The organism is Desulfovibrio sp. SGI.169 (assembly GCF_050313595.1).
Taxonomy (GTDB): domain Bacteria; phylum Desulfobacterota; class Desulfovibrionia; order Desulfovibrionales; family Desulfovibrionaceae; genus Desulfovibrio.
The window spans coordinates 100,724-116,664 of the sequence record NZ_JBNPLS010000006.1; the positions used below are offsets into that span (position 1 = coordinate 100,724).

The window sequence follows — 15,941 nt, forward strand, 5'->3', positions numbered from 1 at the left end:
CCATATCGGCACATACGGAACGCGCCCCGTTTGCGGCGCGCCAAGAACAGACGACGACAGGCATGAACAAACCCTATCTCAGCATAACCCCCCTGGGGGGACTCGGCGAAATCGGACTCAACTGCCAGCTCTGGGAGACAGAAGGCGGTGTGGTCATGGTTGACTGCGGGCTGATGTTCCCGGACGACGCCCATCTGGGCGTGGACGTGGTTATTCCGCATTTCGGCGCGGTGAGCGCCGTCAGGGACAGGCTGCTGGGCATTGTGCTCACCCACGGGCATGAGGATCACATCGGCGCGTTGCCCTGGCTGGTGCCGCAGCTCAAGGGCACGCGCGTTTTCGGCTCGCGTTTTACCCTGGCCCTGGTGGAACACAAGCTGCGCGAGCATGAAGCGCTGGACTGGGTGGAGCTTTGCCCTGTGGACGCCGGTACGGCGCTGCCCCTGGGCGACCTGACCTTTCACTTTTTCCCGGTCTGCCACTCCATCCCCGAAGGCTTTGGCCTGGGCGTGGAAACGCCGGTGGGCCGGGTGGTGCACAGCGGCGACTTCAAGATTGACCCCCACCCTCTGGGCGGTTCGGGCACGGATTTGCGGCTGTTCCGGGATTTCGCCGGGCCGGGGGGCGCGCGTCTGCTGCTTTCGGACTCCACCAACGTCATGCGCGAGGGGCATTCGCTCACCGAGAGGGAGGTCAAGGAGTCTCTGGGCAAGGTGTTCGATTCAGCCCGGGGCCGCATCGTCATTACGCTTTTTTCCAGCCATATCCAGCGCATCCAGGAAGTTTTCGACCTGGCCCGGGAGCGCGGGCGCACGGTGGTCATCAGCGGCAAATCGCTGGCCAATAATATAGAAATGGCGCGGGATCTGGGCTTCGCCAGGCTGCCGCCCTCCTTCTTCAACGCCCACAACGGCGTGCCGGATTTGCCGGACGACCAGCTGGTGCTGGTGGTCACCGGCGCGCAGGGCGAGCCCCTTTCGGCTCTGTCGCGCATGGTTCTGGGCGGTCATCGTCAGCTCTGCATCCGCAAGGGCGATACCGTTGTCATGAGTTCGCGCATGATTCCGGGCAACGCCAAGGCCATTTCCCGCCTGATCAATGAGATGTACCGCCTTGGCGCGGAAGTGCTCTATGAAAGCGTGCACGCCATTCACGCTTCGGGCCACGCCCACAGCGAGGAATTGCGCGAAATGCTGCTGGCCGTGCGGCCAGAACATTTCGTGCCGGTGCATGGCGAGTATCAGCATCTGGTCAAGCACGGCCGTCTGGCCGAAAGCTGCGGCGTGGCCCCGGAAAAGGTTATCATCCTGGAGGACGGCCGCCCGCTGACCATGCTGCCCGACGCTTTCCGCCTGGAAGAGCGCATGCCCGTGGAATGTACCCTGGTGGACGGCAAGGGCGTGGGCGACGTGGGGTCCGCCGTGCTCAAGGAGCGGCGCATCCTGGGCGACGAGGGCATGGTCATCGTGGTGCTGGTGCTGGATTCTGAAACGGGCAGCGTGCTGCACGGGCCGGAAATGATTTCCAAGGGTTTTGTCTTTGAGCAGTATTACAGCCATGTGCTGGAAGACGCCAAATGCCTGGTGCTGGATGAGATCGAGGCGGCCCGGCCCGGTCAGCTTACCCGCATGCAGGAGGGCATCCGTTCTTCCCTGCGGCGCTTCTTCCGTCGCGTCCTGGAGCGCGACCCGGTGGTGGTGCCGATCATCAGCCAGGTCTGAGCCGGACGAAATGCCGGATGAGCCGGCATGATTCTTGCTTTTGCCGTGGGCGGGGCTTCGGGCTGAAAAATGTGCAGCCCGGCTCCGGGAGGCAGTCATGGCAAGACAAATGATCGTCAACAATACGCCGTATGCCCTGTTGAGCGCCGTACTGCTGGCGTGCGCCTGTTTTTTTGCCGTCATGCTCTGGCAGGGCGAAAGCGCGCTGATGCCGTACGCGGAACAGGAAGCATACACGCCCAGTTTCTCAGTGCGGGCCCAGGTGGTGAGCGTGATGCGCGTCATCCCGCTGGCGGGCGTTTCACTGCGCAGCCCCTGTGTGGAACCCGGCGCGGAATTTTCGGACATGGCGCGGTAGAGCTTTTTCAGTCTGAAAGGCTCTGCCGGCGCGTATGGCGCTGAGCGATTCTGTCCGTTGTTCCGTGCCCGCGTGGCGTGACGCGCGTGCGCCGGCTTTTGTCGGGGCTTCCCGCTGTCGCGGCTGGCGTCTGACTGCAAAAATGCTGCGCGGAGTTTTGCAGGTTTGCGCGCGAAAAGCGCGTTTTTTCACATGAATCCGCATACGCCGCAATGGCTGTCGCCTTTTGCTTCAGGCGTTATCCGCTCTTTTCTTCCATCCCTGACGGCGGTTCCCTGGAAACCTCCGGGTAATTCTGCGAATAAATCGGCTTCATGCCTCAAGAGGCTTTTGTCGCCTGGGGGAAGGCGCGCCAAGCCGTCCATTGAGCGGTAACGGCGAATTTTTCGCGTTCATGAGTTGCGGGCCTTGCCCGTGAGGGCGCTCCCGGCGCATGCCGCACGCCGTCTTGACCAAGGCGCATTCGTGTCCTATTTATAAACACTACTCTCACCGTTGCGAGTGTTCATGGGCTTCTGCGGTCGCCCGTACTTCTGAAACGAAGGTGTTGCCTCCATCATGAATTGGGATTGGGACAAATTACAGGAAAAACGGCAGCGGCAGCATGGGCAGAATCCGCCCCCCAGGCCTCCCCACAGTCAGGACAGCGACGAAGCCGAACGCGAGCGGCCGCGCGCGCGGCGCACGCCCTTCGGCAATGGCGGCGGGCCGGACAGCCCCTTCAAGCGCCTTTCGCAGATGCGCGCGCCCAACGGTCGCCTGTTGCTGCTGGCGCTTCCGGCGGTGCTGGTTCTCTGGCTGCTGTCGGGCATCTATATTGTCAACCCCGATGAACAGGGCGTGGTGCTGCGCTTCGGTCAGTATAACCGTACGGAAGGCCCCGGCCCGCACTATGCCTGGCCCGCGCCCGTTGAAACGGTTTACAAGCCGCAGGTCACCCAGGTGTTGCGCAGCGAGGTGGGCTTCCGCTCCGTGGGGCAGTCCACGACCTTTCAGCAGGGACAGGTGCGCACCATTCCCGAAGAAGCCTCCATGCTCACGGGCGATGAAAACATCGTCAATGTGCAGTTCAGCGTGCAGTACAAGATCAGCGATCCCGTGCAATATCTTTTCAATGTCAGCGCGCCCACGGCCCTGGTGCGCAACGCCGCCGAAGCTGCCATGCGCGAGGTCATCGGCAACAGCCAGATTGATTCGGCCATCACCGACGGCAAGCTGAAGATACAGAGCGAGGCCACCCAGTTGCTGCAGCAGATACTCAACCGCTATGGCGCTGGCATTCAGGTGCTGGCGGTGCAACTGCAGGACGTGCACCCGCCGCAGGAAGTCATTGACGCCTTCAAGGATGTGGCCAGCGCCCGTGAGGACAAAAGCCGGATCATCAACGAAGCCGAGGCCTACCGTAACGAACTGCTGCCCAGGGCCAGGGGGCAGGCCGCGGCCATGCTCAACCAGGCCCAGGCCTACAGCGCCACCCGCATACGCAACGCCGAGGGCGAGGCGGCGCGCTTTGACGCCCTGCGCCTGGAATATGAGAAGGCCCCCACGGTCACCAGGCAGCGGCTGTATTATGAAACTATGGAAGAAATTCTGGCCGGAGCGGGTGAAAAAGTGCTGATGGACGGCGCCGCCGCCTCCCGCGTGCTGCCCTATCTGCCCTTGCCCGGCCTGAGCGCCCCGCAGACGCCCAGGGATTTCAAAAGCCCCCAGGCCGACCGGAACATTCAGAATCCGAAGCCCGTGGAGAAAAACTGACATGCGCAACAATCCGCTGCTTCTGATTGTTCTGGCCCTTGTGGTTCTGGCCTTGGGAAGCCAGTGCTTCTTTACCGTGCACCAGACCCAGAAGGCCCTTGTGCTGCAACTGGGCGAGCCGCTTTCGGAAGTATACGGCCCCGGCCTGCATTTCAAGCTGCCTTTCATTCAGAATGTGGTCTATTTTGACTCCCGCGTGCTGGATTATGAAGCTCGTTCGCGCGAGGCCTTTACTGTGGACAAGAAGGCCATTGTGCTGGACAACTATGCCCGTTGGAAAATCATCAATCCGCTTCAATTTTACCGCACCATGAGGAGCATCCCAGGCGCGCAGGCACGCCTGGACGACGTGGTGTATTCCCAGTTGCGGGCGCTGGTGGGCGCGTATACCCTCACCGAGGTGGTTTCCTCGCACCGCGCGGCCATCATGAAGGAAGTGACCGACAAGGTCTCGGAGCTGATGAAGCCCTATGGCGTTGAGGTGCTGGATGTGCGCATCAAGCGCACGGATCTGCCGGCGGAAAACCAGCGCGCCATTTTCGGCCGCATGCGCGCCGAGCGTGAGCGGCAGGCCAAGCAATACCGGTCGGAGGGCGAGGAGGAATCCACGCGCATCCGTTCCGACGCCGACCGCCAGCGCTCCGTTATTGTGGCCGAAGCCGCCCGTGAAGCGCAGGTCGAGCGCGGCAGGGGCGACGCCCAGGCCGCGGGCGCTTATGCCAGGGCCTATAGCAAATCGCCGGAATTTTATGCCTACCAGCGTTGGCTGGAGGCCATGCGCAAATCCTTCAGAGACAACAGCAGAATGGTGCTTTCCAACGAAGCGCCCCTGCTCAATCTGCAACACTGATAACGCGGCTCCTCCGCGTTATGGAGCATCCCCATGCCTGTTTTTGAGGAAATATACGAACGCATCAAACTGGCGACCAGCAGCCGCACCCAGGTGGAACTGGCTGAAGTGCTGGATATCCGGCAGTCAAGCATTTCGGACGCCAAGCGGCGCAATTCCGTGCCTGGCGACTGGTATATGAAGCTTTTTGAGAAATACGGGCTCAACCCCGACTGGCTCAAGTGGGGCATCGGCCCCATGTATCTGCGCACCGAGCAGGGCTACATGCCGCAGGACGCCCCGGCTTCCCTGGCTGAAAACACCGCCTGCTACGGCGATGCCTTGGCAAAAAGTTTCATGTGTACGGAATATGACATGCAGTGCGTCTACAGCGACAATGCCCCCCGGCCTGAGCTGACGGCGGCGGGCAAAATCTCGCTGCCGTTTTCTCTGGGGCGCGAGGGGCTGTTGGCGTTGCGCATGCGCGGAACCAACATGAGCCCGCTTATCCTGCCCGGAGCACGCCTGGGCGTGGACACGCTGGACGTCAGCGTGCTTTCAGGGCGCATTTACGCCCTGTTCGCCCCCAATGAGGGGCTGATGCTGCGCCGGGTGTTCCTCAACGGTACGCAGGACGGCTATCTGCTGCGTTCCGAAGCGTCGGATTTTCCAGAAACTTCACTGACGCCCGATCTGCTTTCCAAGCGTCTGCTGGGAAGGGTCGTCTGGATTCTTCAGGAGCTTTAAGCCATGTCCTGTTGGCGGCGGTGGCGTCAAAGCGGGCATTTTCGCCGGATATTGGGGCCGCGCTGTTTTCTGCTGACCCTCTGTTTTCTGCTTGCCGCCTGCGGCGGCGCGCGGACGGCTCCCGCGTCGTCCGCCGCAGGCGGCGCAAGCGCCCGCCTGGCGGAACGTGACCTGCCGCCCCAAACCGCGGGCGTTTCCGTTGCGACGCCTTCAGCCCCTGCCGCATCCGCCGGGCAGTCCGCGATTGCCCCCATGACCTCCGCCGGGCCGACGACCGAGGCGGCGCGCAGCGACGAAAATCAGACCGGCGTGGGGGCGGTGGCTCCGGCCTGGCGGCCGCTGGCCGAGCGTCTGGCCGCTGACGGCCTGTCCGGGCCACGGGTGGACGCGCTGCTGGTCACGCTGGCCGCCACGCCCAGTCAATCGCCCATGGGCCGGAAAATGCGCGAGCTGTACATGCGGCGCTTTTTCCCCAAACCTCCTTCGGGCAAGCCCGTTCCACGCTATTACAAGGGCGTGGTGACGCAAAAGAACGCCCAGCTTTGCCGGGACTTTATCGCGGCCAATGACCGGAGTTTCGCCCTTGCAAAAGCCCGCTACGGCGTGCCGCCGGCCATTGCCGCGTCCCTGCTTTTTGTGGAGACGCGGCTGGGCAAGGTGCTGGCCGATGTGCCGGAAAACGCCTTTTATACCCTGGCCAGCATGTCCGTAAGCCGACAGCCGCAAGACATCAGCGACTGGCTGCCGCGCATGCCCGGCTATGAACAGCATCTGGACTGGTTTGCCGAAACCATGCCCAAACGCGCGGACTGGGCCTATAATGAAGCGCGCGCCCTGGTGCGGCATCTCTTGCGCGACAACGCCGACCCGCGTTCTTTGCCCGGCTCCATTTACGGGGCCGTGGGCCTCTGCCAGTTCATGCCTTCCAATATCGCCGTTTACGGCGCGGACGGCGACGGCGACGGCAGGGTGGATTTGTTCAGCGTGCCGGACGCGGTGGCCAGTCTGGCCAGTTATCTGGCCAAACACGGCTGGAAAGAGGGAATTTCACGAGTCCGTCAGCACAAGCTGCTGATGGCCTACAATCATTCGCAGACCTACGCCAACACTATTCTGGCCCTGAGCGATCTGGTGGCGCAGCCCCCGCTTCCGCCTTCCCAGGGCGCGGCGGCCAAAAGGTAGCTGTATGAAAGACACGGCGCTGGTGATTACCGGCATGGGCGCGGTTACCCCCATCGGTATCGGCGTGCCCGCATACTGGGCAAATCTGATCGGGGGCGCGTGCGGCGTTGCGCCTATCACGCATTTTGACGCCTCGGACCTGCCCGTGCGCATTGCCGCCGAAATCCGGGGGTTTGATCCCGCCGCTCTCATCCCCCGCCATGTGGCGCGGAGCACCTCGCCCTTCATGCAGTACGCCTTTGTGGCGGCGGAAGAGGCCCTGCGTGACGGCGGCCTTGACGCAAAAGCCGTGGCCGCCGAAGCGGATCGCGTGGGTGTGGTCATGGGCACGGCCATGGACGGCGTCACCACTGTGGCGCGCGTCCAGGATGCGTTCCGGGCCAGCGCCACTCATAAGGTCAGCCCGTATTTCGTGCCTATGGTCATCGGCAATACGGCGGCGGCGCAGGCGGCCATCACATACGGCATGCGCGGCCCGAGCCTGACGCTGAACACGGCTTGCTCCGCTGGCGGCGACGCGCTAATGACGGCGGCCATGCTGCTGCTTGCCGGCGAGGCCGACGCCGTGCTGGTCATGGGCGGCGAAAGCATTTTATGCCCCACTGTGGTTTCCAGCCTGGCGCAGGCCAAGGCGCTTTCGCGCCGCAACGACGAGCCGCTCGCCGCCTGTCGCCCCTTTGACCGCGACCGGGATGGTTTTGTCATCGGCGAGGGGGGCGGCGCCCTGCTGATTGAAACCGAAGCGCATGCCCTGGCGCGCGGCGCTGAGGTCAAGGCCGCGCTTGCGGGCTGGGGCAACACCATTGACGGCCATCACATCACCGCGCCGGAACCGCGGGGGGCGGGCGCGGCGGCCTGCATGCGCGCGGCCCTGCGCCGGGCCGGGCTGCGCCCGGAAGACATTGGCTACATCAACGCGCACGGCACATCCACCATTCTGGGCGACCGGGCCGAAACACTGGCGATCAAGAGCGTGTTCGGCGGCGTGGAGAGCGCGCCGCCGGTCAGTTCCACCAAGGGGGCCACGGGTCATCTGATGGGCGCGGGCGGGCTCACCGAAGTCATCGCCTGCATTCAGGCCATCCGTCATGGCATGCTGCCGCCCACCCTGAATTATTCCGCGCCCGATCCGCTTTGCGATCTGGACTATGTGCCCGATGGGGCGCGTCACGCCGCCGTGCGCGCGGCCATGTCCAATTCGCTGGGTTTTGGCGGGCAGAACTCCAGCATTATCGTGACCCGCTATGCGGCCTAGAACAATTTCTTCTTGAAATTGCCCCGGCAGCCGCGCAGGGCGTAAGCGCAATCCGCTTTCGCCCGAGAGGCGAGGCGGGCGCTTCAAACGATCAGGGAGACACGTTGTGGACTTTACCTACGATGCCGCCATGTTCAGGGATACCTTCGAGCATGAGTTCACCTGGCTGAACGGTTTTCTGCGCAATGTGGGGCGCTTTGCGCAATCTCCGGCCCTGCATTCCCCGGCCGACGGGCGGCGCTGGACCTATCGGGAACTCAATGCGGACGCCAACCGTCTGGCCCACGCGCTGACGGCCGACGGCATCGGCAGGAACAGCGTGATCATGTACATGCTGCTGAACAGCCCGGAGTTCGCGTTCTGCTATCTGGCGGGGCACAAGACCGGAGCCGTCGGCTGCCCGGTCAATTACCGGCTGGCGCCGGGCGAACTGGCGCTGGTCATTGACGACAGCAAGCCGACGGTATTTTTTTATGATGCCGACTTTGCGGAAACCGCGCGCCAGGCGCTGGATTTCGCCCGGCACAAGCCCCGCCGCGTGGTCGTGGCGGGCGGGGGCGCTCCTGCCAGGTCTGAGGATACGCCCTATGACGACTATGTGCGCGGCATGCCGGAAACTGACCCCGTCCGTCCAGACAGGCCGCACATTTATGATGAAACTGTCCGCCTTTATACGTCGGGCGCCACCAACCGGGCCAAGGCTGTGCCCATCAACAACATCAATGAAGTGCTTTCGGCCCATGACGTGATGATGCATTTTCCGCTCAACGCCACGGACAGAACCATGAACATGACGCCCTGGTTTCACCGCGGCGGTCTGCATTCCGGCGGCCTTACGCCCACGCTCTACGCCGGGGGCGAGGTGGTCATCCTGCGCGAGTTCAACCCCCGTCGCTGTCTGGCTTTCGCCCAGGAACAGCGGGTCACCTTTCTTATCGGCGTGCCCTCCATCATCGCCCTGCTGGCGCGCGCCCAGGAACGCGCCCCGGCGGACCTCAGCGCCCTGCGCGGCATAGTGACAATGGGCAGCCCCTTTGAAAAAAGCGCCTGCGAAAAATACCGCGAGCTGTTCACGCCCAATATTTTCAACGGCTACGGCACCACGGAAACCTTTTGGAATACCTTTTTGCGCCCCTACAATCTGCCGGCAATGGCGGGCAGCGCCGGGCAGGCCTGCACGGACGACGAAGTGCGCGTGATCAAAATCAGGGAGGACGGGCGCGCCGAACCCACGGAACTGGCGGCCAAGGACAACGCCGAGGTGGGCGAGATCATCGTCAAATCCCCGGCCAAATCCGCCTGCTGCTATGTGAACAATGCGGAAATGACCGCGCGCAAGTTTTACAAGGGCTATCATTACACCGGCGATCTGGGCACCTGGGATGAAAATGAATGCGTCACCGTGGTGAGCCGCAAGGACGACATGATCATCTGCGCGGGCGAAAACATTTATCCCGCCCAGATCGAGGCCGTGCTCAATGAACACCCCAAGGTGGCGGAAAGCGCGGTGGTGGGCAGGCCGGACCGTCTGCACGGCCAGTGCGTGGCCGCCTATGTGCTGCCGTCGGACGACAGCCTGACCGTGGAGGAACTGAAAGCCCACTGCGCGGCGCATCCCATGCTGCCGTCGTACAAGCAGCCCAGATTCTACACCCTTGTCAAGGAACTTCCGCACACGGCCACGGGCAAGCTGCTGCATTACAAATTGCGTGAGCGGGCCGCGGATGACGCGCGCGACTGAGCGCGACGCTTTTTGAATGCCGCGGGCCGTTGCCGCTCTCAAGTTTCCGCGCTGCGGGCCGATAGACAGTTTTAGAGCGCAGCGCGCTCCGCTCGCCGCGCCCTTTCCGGCAGGGCATCCCCTGCGGAATTGCGCCTGATTCCGACCGTCTGTGGGGATAGCGCGGCGATGCGCGCCGGTTCGTGTCGTGATCGGCGTCCGGTTCACTTCCCGTTGGGCCGCCCCGGCTTTCGGCTTGTCCGGCATCCGGGGCGGCTTGGAGGCATGATCAAGCGGTTCCGCCTGTACGGGCGGGGCCGCTTTTTCGCCGTGACGCGCTTTGCCGGAATGGCGGCAAGGCTTGTCGCCGGTCATGACTGCATTTCATGCCGCATCCCGCCACGCCCGCGAAGGGCGTCTTGCCTTCCCGTTCCGCCGGTGGCATACTTGCAGGATGAACAGTTTTGACTCCGCGCCCGGCGCGGCGAAGCCTTTCCGCCATCCTCTGTCCGGCCTGCCGGAGCTTCCGGGGCTGGCGACGGCGGCTTCCGTTCCGCCGCCGGACGACGAGGCCTGCTTCGCCCTTTGGCGCAAGTATGACATGTTGCCCAATGTGCGGCGACATTCGCGGCTTGTGGCCCATATCGCCACCCTTCTGGCCCGGCGCGCGGCTGAAAAGGGCTTTGCGGTTCATGTGCCGGAAGTGCGCGCCAGCGCCCTGCTGCACGATATCGCCAAAACCTATTGCCTGCGGCATGGCGGCAGCCATGCGCAGTTGGGCGGCGCGTGGGCCGTGGCAGAAACCCGCAACTACGCGCTGGCGCAGGGCGTCATGCTGCATGTGCATTGGCCCTGGCCCGTGCCGGAAGGGGCGGGAATCTGCGCCTTGCCGTTTTTTGTGATCTATGCCGATAAACGGGTCAGGCACGATGCCTGCGTTTCCCTTAAGGATCGTTACGAGGATCTGCTCACGCGCTACGGCTGCAATGAAGCCGCGCGCGCGGGCATTCGGAGTTCCTACGAACAGGGAAAAAATATTGAAAGCGCCTTGTCGGCGCAGTTGGGATGGGCGTTGCATGAAGATTCTTTTGATTGCGGGCGGCTGGTCCAGTGAGCGGGAAATTTCGCTGAGTGGCGCGCGCGGCATGGCCGAAGCCCTGCGCGCGCTGGGCCACAGCGTGACTTTTTTTGATTTGCTGACAGAATTTGACAACCTGCTGCCCCAGGCCCGCGAGCATGATTTCGCCCTCATCAATCTGCACGGCGCGCCGGGCGAGGACGGTCTGGTGCAGGCCATGCTTGACCGGGTGGGCTGCCCCTATCAGGGGGCGGGGCCGGCGGGTTCCTTTCTGGCCCTGAACAAGGCGGCGGCCAAGCAGATTTTCCGGTATGCGGGCCTGCCCACCGCCGACTGGGAGTTTCTGCCGTCAGCGCCGCCCGCTGACTGGCAGCCGCGCCTGCCGTATCCGCTCTTTGTCAAAAGCAATACCGGCGGTTCTTCGTTGCGTCTGGGCCGGGCGCGCGACCGCGCCGAGCTGGACAGGCTGCTGGCCGTGATTTTTGCCGCCGGGGACGAGGCCCTTATGGAACCGGAACTCAAGGGCCGTGAAGTTACCTGCGGCATCCTGGGGGATGAAGCCCTGCCGCCCATTCTTATTGAACCTGTGGCCGGCGATTTTTTTGATTACGAAAGCAAGTACGCCAAGGGCGGCGCGCGCGAGATATGCCCCGCGCCCATCGCGCCGGAGCTGACGGCGCGGGTTCGGGAACTGGCCCTGGCGGCCCACCGGGCATTGGGGCTCAGAGGCTACAGCCGCGCGGACTTTATTCTGGACGCACAGCAAAATCTGACCCTGCTGGAAGTCAACACCCTGCCGGGCATGACAGCCACCAGCCTGGTGCCGCAGGAGGCCAGGGCCATCGGACTTGATTTCGGCCAGTTGCTGGAACGGCTTATGGAGCTGGGCATGGCGCGTCGCAAAAGCTGAGCGGGGAGAACGGACGCGGGCGGCGCTGTGCGTCCGGCATGCTGACATTCCGCACAGAGGCAGGCTTTTGCTGTGCCCTTTGTATTCATCCGTGGCTGGCGTTGCGGGGCATTTTCCATGTGAAAGAGTTTCAGGTCAGCCCTCATCAAAAAACATCAAGCTATTTTTCGTCTGCCGTACCGCGTTTTCTCCGCTCAATATCATACCAGAAAAATTTAGCCTGACAGGTTAGGTTCTTGCTCAACAAGGAGTTGGACTATGCCGGGCGAGGCGCGCATGATCCGCTTTGACGCGGATCTGCATATTGAAGCCTGCTGGTTTCACGGGCTGCTGCAAGACTTTCCCACTCATTTTCATGAGCACTACGTCATCGGCTGCATGGATGGCGGTCGTCGGCGGATTTTCTGCAACAACAGGGAATATACGGCAAAGACCGGTGATCTGCTTCTCTTCAATCCGCGTGACAAACACGCCTGTAGCCGGGTGGGCGAAGAGCCGCTGAGCTGGCGCGCTCTGCATGTGGGCGAAGAAACCATGCACCGTCTGAATCGGCAGATCGCCGGCGGGGAAAGCCTGCCCATGTTCGCGCCCTGCCTTGTGCCGCAAAGCGGGTTGGCCCCGCTGCTGCGCGATGTGCATGCCATGATTGTCGAAGGATTTGCGGGCTCCCGCAAGGAAGAGCTGTTCTTCTCCCTGCTGGGGGCATTGCTGGAGGGCTTCGCCGCGCCCTTGGCGCGGCCCGCTTTTCAGGGCGGGGATGCGCCTTTGCGTGTGGTTCGCGATTTTCTGGAAGAGCACTATGCCGAACGCGTCAGCCTGGACGATCTGAGCCGCCTGGCAGGGCTGGACAAGTATTGCCTGCTGCGCGCCTTTACCCGCGTTATGGGCATCACGCCGTATCGCTATCTGGCAAATGTGCGCATCGCCAGGGCCAAGGCCCTGCTGGAAGCGGGCGTGGCCCCGGTGGAGGCGGCCCTGAGCACGGGCTTTACGGACCAGAGCCACTTCACGAAATTTCTCAAACGTTTTACCGACTTGACGCCCGGGCAGTGCCAGCGCGCCCCCATCCCGGCCGGACACTGAGCGCGAAAGAGGAAAACATGGCGGATCACAAGCGGTTGATGGGGCATCTGGCGGCTCTGATGACCATTATCGTCTGGGGCGTCACCTTCATTTCCACCAAGGTGCTGCTGCGGGATTTCACGCCCCTGGAAATTCTGTTCATCCGCTTCATGCTCGGCTGGCTGGCGCTCTGTCTGGTCTGTCCGCGCCGCCTCATTCTGGCGGACAGGCGGCAGGAGTGGCTTTTTGCCTTTGCCGGTCTGACCGGCGTGACGCTGTATTTTCTGCTGGAAAATATGGCCCTGACCTATTCCCTGGCCTCCAATGTGGGCGTGATTGTGGCTGTGGCGCCTTTTTTCACGGCCCTGCTCGCCTTTCACTTTCTTGATGGCGAACGGCCCCGCGCCAGTTTTTTTCTGGGTTTCGGCGTGGCCATCACGGGCATTGGCCTGATCAGTTTCAATGGCGGCGCGGTGCTCCGGCTCAACCCCTTGGGCGACCTGCTGGCCGCGCTGGCGGCTCTGGTCTGGGCCGTGTATTCCATTCTGACCCGCAAGATCGGGGCGCACGGTTACGGCAGTCTCCTGGCCACCCGCCGCATTTTTTTCTATGGCCTGCTGTTTATGCTGCCCTGCCTGCCGGTGTGCGGCTTTTCCTGGGACACGGCGCGCGCGCTCAAACCGGTGAACCTCTGCAACCTGCTTTTTCTGGGCTTCTGGGCTTCGGCCCTGTGTTTTGTGACCTGGACATTCTCCATCAGGCGGCTGGGGGCCATCAAAACCGTGGTTTATATTTATCTGGTTCCGGTGGTCACGGTGCTGGCCTCGGTGCTGGCGCTGCACGAGCGCGTCACCTGGATGTCCGCCACGGGGACGGCCCTGACCCTGCTGGGCCTGGCCATTTCAGAAATGCGGCGTTTCCGGCTGAAGAGTGCCGGGCATTTGGCGAAAAGCGGCGGAAGCGGCCAGGCATAACCCCCGTAATATCCCCTTTTGCCGTTGGCGTTCAGCAGATGCGGGGCAGTTGCGCGCCTTCCAGCATGCCCAGCAGGCGTTGCCCGCCGATGCGTGTGCGCAGCGACACCCGCCCGGCCTTGCCATTGCTCACGCTGCCGATGCGCGCGGCCTCCGCGCCATAGGGCGAGGCGCGCATGGCCGCCAGCGCGGCCCCGGCCCTTTCTTCGGGCAGAATGCAGATGCATTTGCCCTCGTTGGCCAGATAGAGCGGATCCAGGCCCAGAAAGGAACAGCCGTTCCTGACGGACTCATGCACCGGAATATGGCTTTCCTCCAGGCTGATGCAGACCTGGGACTGCTCGGCGATTTCATTCAGTGTGGTGGCCAGCCCGCCGCGCGTGGGGTCGCGCAGCACATGCACTTCACCGGCGGCCGCGATGACATTCTCGATCATGCGGTTCAGCGGCGCTGAATCCGAGGCCACATCCGTAAGAAAAGAAAGATTTTCGCGGCTGCCCATGACGGTCAGACCGTGGTCGCCCACAGCGCCGCTGACCAGCACCGCGTCGCCGGGGCGGGCGTTGTGCCCGGAGGGGGCCGGGTTTGCAAAAATTTCGCCAATGCCGGTGGTAGTGATGAAAATTTTGTCGCAGGCCCCGCGCGGCACCACCTTGGTGTCGCCGGTGACAATCTGAACCCCGGCCGCGCGGGCCGCCTGGCCCATGTCCGCCGCCACGCGATCCAGCGCCTCCAGGGGCAGGCCCTCTTCCAGAATAAAGGCGCAACTCAGATAGCGGGGCCGCGCGCCGAGCATGGACACGTCGTTGACCGTGCCGTGCACCGCCAGACTGCCGATGCTGCCTCCGGGAAAGAAGAGCGGGGTCACGGTGTAGGAATCCGTACTCATGGCCAGAGGGCCGCGCGCCTCACGCAGCAGGGCCGCGTCGTCCAGCCGTTCCAGCAGGGGGTTGGCGAAATGACGCAGAAAACATTGCGCCACCAGCCGTTGCGAAGCTCTGCCGCCGCTGCCCGCGTCCAGTAAAAGACAATCATCCATGCGAGTTACTCCGCGTATTTGAAGTAGGCCGCGCAACTGCCCTCGGTGGAGACCATGCACGGCCCCACGGGCGTGGCCGGGGTGCATTTTTTGCCGAAAAGAGGGCAACCCGACGGCGCGATGCGCCCTTTGAGCACATCGCCGCAGCGGCAGCCGGGCAGGGGCGTCACTTCGGGCAGACGCAAGTCCAGGCGGCTCATGGCGTCGAAATCGGCGTATTCGGGGCGCAAGGCCAGTCCGCTTTGGGGGATGCGGCCCAGGCCGCGCCAGAGCGCGTCGGCTGGCTGGAAAAACTGTTCCAGCAGGGCGCGCGCCCTGGGATTGCCCTCGTCGGCCACCGCGCGGGGATAGGCGTTGACAATGGCCGGGGCCTTGTCTCGCAGTTGTTCGGCCATGAGGCAGAGGGCCAGCAGAATATCCGCCGGTTCAAAGCCGCCCACCACGCCCGGCACATGGTATTCCGAGGCCAGAAAAGCATAGGGCCGCAGGCCCAGAATGGTGGAGACATGACCGGGCAGCAGAAAAGCCTCCACCGCGCAGGCGGCGTCGTCCAGCAGGGCGCGCAGGGCGGGCGGCACCATCTTGTGCAGGGAGAGCACGCAAAAGTTTTTGATGTCGCGTTGCCGGGCCATGAGCAGGGTGGCCGCCACGGTGGGCGCGGTGGTTTCAAAGCCTATGCCCGGAAAAACCACCGTGTCGCCAGGGTTGGCCGCTGCCAGGCTGAGGGCCTCCAGGGGCGAATAAACGATTTCCACGCGCGCCCCTTGGGCCTGGGCATGCTTGAGGCTGAGGCCGTTGGGGCCTGGCACGCGCAGCAGATCGCCGAAGGTGGCCACAATGACCCTCTCCCGCCCGGCCAGATCCAGAAAGGCAGCCACTTCCGCGTCATGGGTCACGCAGACCGGGCAGCCTGGCCCGGAAAGATGGGTGATCGGGGCGGGCAGCAGAGAACGCAGCCCGCTCTGAAATATGGCCACCGTATGCGTGCCGCAGACCTCCATGAAGCGCAGGGGCCGCCCGTCCAGGGCGCGCTCCAGGCGCTGCAGCAGGCTGTGACAGAGTTGGGGATCCTGAAAGGCCGTGTTCAGTTGCATGGCGCATCCTAAAGCATTTTGCTGATGAAAATATCCGTAACACGGATATTTTCGTCAGGTTTCGCTGCCGCCATTTCCCCGCAGAGCGGGACAGGCATCTGGAAAAGCGCGGCTTTTCCGCCTCATTGCGGCGGGGGCGTCTGCTCCCGCATCCGCCGAACCGTTTACGCGACTCCATTGGGAAAACGCTCCGGGCTGAAATGGAGAGAAAGGCGAC

At 63.3% G+C, this 15,941-nt stretch carries 14 protein-coding genes; 12 read left to right on the top strand and 2 right to left on the bottom strand.

Annotated elements, in window-relative coordinates:
- Nucleotides 1–62 precede the first annotated feature (62 nt).
- The 12 genes from ACQRA4_RS05020 (at nucleotide 63) to ACQRA4_RS05075 (ending at nucleotide 13,591) form a co-directional block, all read left to right on the top strand.
- Nucleotides 63–1,721, top strand: a complete 1,659-nt coding sequence (locus ACQRA4_RS05020; protein WP_427821996.1) for a ribonuclease J — start codon at nucleotides 63–65, stop codon at nucleotides 1,719–1,721.
- Nucleotides 1,722–1,818: 97 nt separating this feature from the next.
- A complete protein-coding gene (locus tag ACQRA4_RS05025) occupies nucleotides 1,819–2,079 on the top strand; it encodes a hypothetical protein (RefSeq protein ID WP_427821997.1) in 261 nt (86 codons plus the stop codon).
- A 558-nt stretch (nucleotides 2,080–2,637) separates the two neighbouring features.
- Nucleotides 2,638–3,834 (top strand): FtsH protease activity modulator HflK, encoded by a 1,197-nt coding sequence (gene hflK / locus ACQRA4_RS05030; RefSeq protein ID WP_427821998.1) that lies wholly within the window; start codon nucleotides 2,638–2,640, stop codon nucleotides 3,832–3,834.
- Nucleotide 3,835: 1 nt separating this feature from the next.
- Nucleotides 3,836–4,684: a protease modulator HflC gene (gene hflC / locus ACQRA4_RS05035; RefSeq protein WP_427821999.1), complete on the top strand. Its 849-nt coding sequence runs from the start codon at nucleotides 3,836–3,838 to the stop codon at nucleotides 4,682–4,684.
- 33 nt (nucleotides 4,685–4,717) lie between these two features.
- Nucleotides 4,718–5,410, top strand: a complete 693-nt coding sequence (locus ACQRA4_RS05040) for a LexA family transcriptional regulator (protein WP_427822000.1) — start codon at nucleotides 4,718–4,720, stop codon at nucleotides 5,408–5,410.
- 3 nt (nucleotides 5,411–5,413) lie between these two features.
- Complete coding sequence (locus tag ACQRA4_RS05045; protein ID WP_427822001.1) at nucleotides 5,414–6,592, top strand: lytic murein transglycosylase; 1,179 nt, start codon at nucleotides 5,414–5,416, stop codon at nucleotides 6,590–6,592.
- Between the two features lie 4 nt (nucleotides 6,593–6,596).
- Entirely contained in the window at nucleotides 6,597–7,847 is a 1,251-nt protein-coding gene (locus tag ACQRA4_RS05050) for a beta-ketoacyl-[acyl-carrier-protein] synthase family protein (protein ID WP_427822002.1), read from the top strand.
- Between the two features lie 106 nt (nucleotides 7,848–7,953).
- Nucleotides 7,954–9,588: a class I adenylate-forming enzyme family protein gene (locus ACQRA4_RS05055; RefSeq protein WP_427822003.1), complete on the top strand. Its 1,635-nt coding sequence runs from the start codon at nucleotides 7,954–7,956 to the stop codon at nucleotides 9,586–9,588.
- Between the two features lie 433 nt (nucleotides 9,589–10,021).
- On the top strand, nucleotides 10,022–10,681 hold the full coding sequence (locus ACQRA4_RS05060; protein WP_427822004.1) for an HD domain-containing protein: 660 nt from the start codon (nucleotides 10,022–10,024) through the stop codon (nucleotides 10,679–10,681).
- Complete coding sequence (locus ACQRA4_RS05065; protein WP_427822005.1) at nucleotides 10,644–11,555, top strand: D-alanine--D-alanine ligase family protein; 912 nt, start codon at nucleotides 10,644–10,646, stop codon at nucleotides 11,553–11,555. Before ACQRA4_RS05060 ends, ACQRA4_RS05065 begins: the two co-directional genes overlap by 38 nt.
- Nucleotides 11,556–11,813: 258 nt before the next feature.
- The gene (locus ACQRA4_RS05070) at nucleotides 11,814–12,638 is read left to right on the top strand and encodes a helix-turn-helix domain-containing protein (RefSeq protein ID WP_427822006.1); all 825 of its coding nucleotides are present in this window, start codon (nucleotides 11,814–11,816) and stop codon (nucleotides 12,636–12,638) included.
- A 17-nt stretch (nucleotides 12,639–12,655) separates the two neighbouring features.
- Nucleotides 12,656–13,591, top strand: a complete 936-nt coding sequence (locus tag ACQRA4_RS05075; RefSeq protein WP_427822007.1) for a DMT family transporter — start codon at nucleotides 12,656–12,658, stop codon at nucleotides 13,589–13,591.
- Between the two features lie 31 nt (nucleotides 13,592–13,622).
- Here ACQRA4_RS05075 and hypE read toward each other — a convergent pair whose 3' ends face one another.
- Together hypE and hypD are read right to left on the bottom strand one after the other, a co-directional pair.
- Nucleotides 13,623–14,630, bottom strand: a complete 1,008-nt coding sequence (gene hypE / locus ACQRA4_RS05080; protein ID WP_427822008.1) for a hydrogenase expression/formation protein HypE — start codon at nucleotides 14,628–14,630, stop codon at nucleotides 13,623–13,625.
- A 5-nt stretch (nucleotides 14,631–14,635) separates the two neighbouring features.
- The gene (hypD, locus tag ACQRA4_RS05085; protein WP_427822009.1) at nucleotides 14,636–15,724 is read right to left on the bottom strand and encodes a hydrogenase formation protein HypD; all 1,089 of its coding nucleotides are present in this window, start codon (nucleotides 15,722–15,724) and stop codon (nucleotides 14,636–14,638) included.
- Nucleotides 15,725–15,941: the final 217 nt, after the last annotated feature.

Bases quoted from the DNA above. Each gene is read 5' to 3' on its own strand.
- ACQRA4_RS05020 (WP_427821996.1), top strand. From the start codon at position 63: ATGAACAAACCCTATCTCAGCATAACCCCCCTGGGGGGACTCGGCGAA.
- ACQRA4_RS05025 (WP_427821997.1), top strand. From the start codon at position 1,819: ATGGCAAGACAAATGATCGTCAACAATACGCCGTATGCCCTGTTGAGC.
- hflK (WP_427821998.1), top strand. From the start codon at position 2,638: ATGAATTGGGATTGGGACAAATTACAGGAAAAACGGCAGCGGCAGCAT.
- hflC (WP_427821999.1), top strand. From the start codon at position 3,836: ATGCGCAACAATCCGCTGCTTCTGATTGTTCTGGCCCTTGTGGTTCTG.
- ACQRA4_RS05040 (WP_427822000.1), top strand. From the start codon at position 4,718: ATGCCTGTTTTTGAGGAAATATACGAACGCATCAAACTGGCGACCAGC.
- ACQRA4_RS05045 (WP_427822001.1), top strand. From the start codon at position 5,414: ATGTCCTGTTGGCGGCGGTGGCGTCAAAGCGGGCATTTTCGCCGGATA.
- ACQRA4_RS05050 (WP_427822002.1), top strand. From the start codon at position 6,597: ATGAAAGACACGGCGCTGGTGATTACCGGCATGGGCGCGGTTACCCCC.
- ACQRA4_RS05060 (WP_427822004.1), top strand. From the start codon at position 10,022: ATGAACAGTTTTGACTCCGCGCCCGGCGCGGCGAAGCCTTTCCGCCAT.
- ACQRA4_RS05065 (WP_427822005.1), top strand. From the start codon at position 10,644: ATGAAGATTCTTTTGATTGCGGGCGGCTGGTCCAGTGAGCGGGAAATT.
- ACQRA4_RS05070 (WP_427822006.1), top strand. From the start codon at position 11,814: ATGCCGGGCGAGGCGCGCATGATCCGCTTTGACGCGGATCTGCATATT.
- ACQRA4_RS05075 (WP_427822007.1), top strand. From the start codon at position 12,656: ATGGCGGATCACAAGCGGTTGATGGGGCATCTGGCGGCTCTGATGACC.
- hypE (WP_427822008.1), bottom strand. From the start codon at position 14,630: ATGGATGATTGTCTTTTACTGGACGCGGGCAGCGGCGGCAGAGCTTCG.
- hypD (WP_427822009.1), bottom strand. From the start codon at position 15,724: ATGCAACTGAACACGGCCTTTCAGGATCCCCAACTCTGTCACAGCCTG.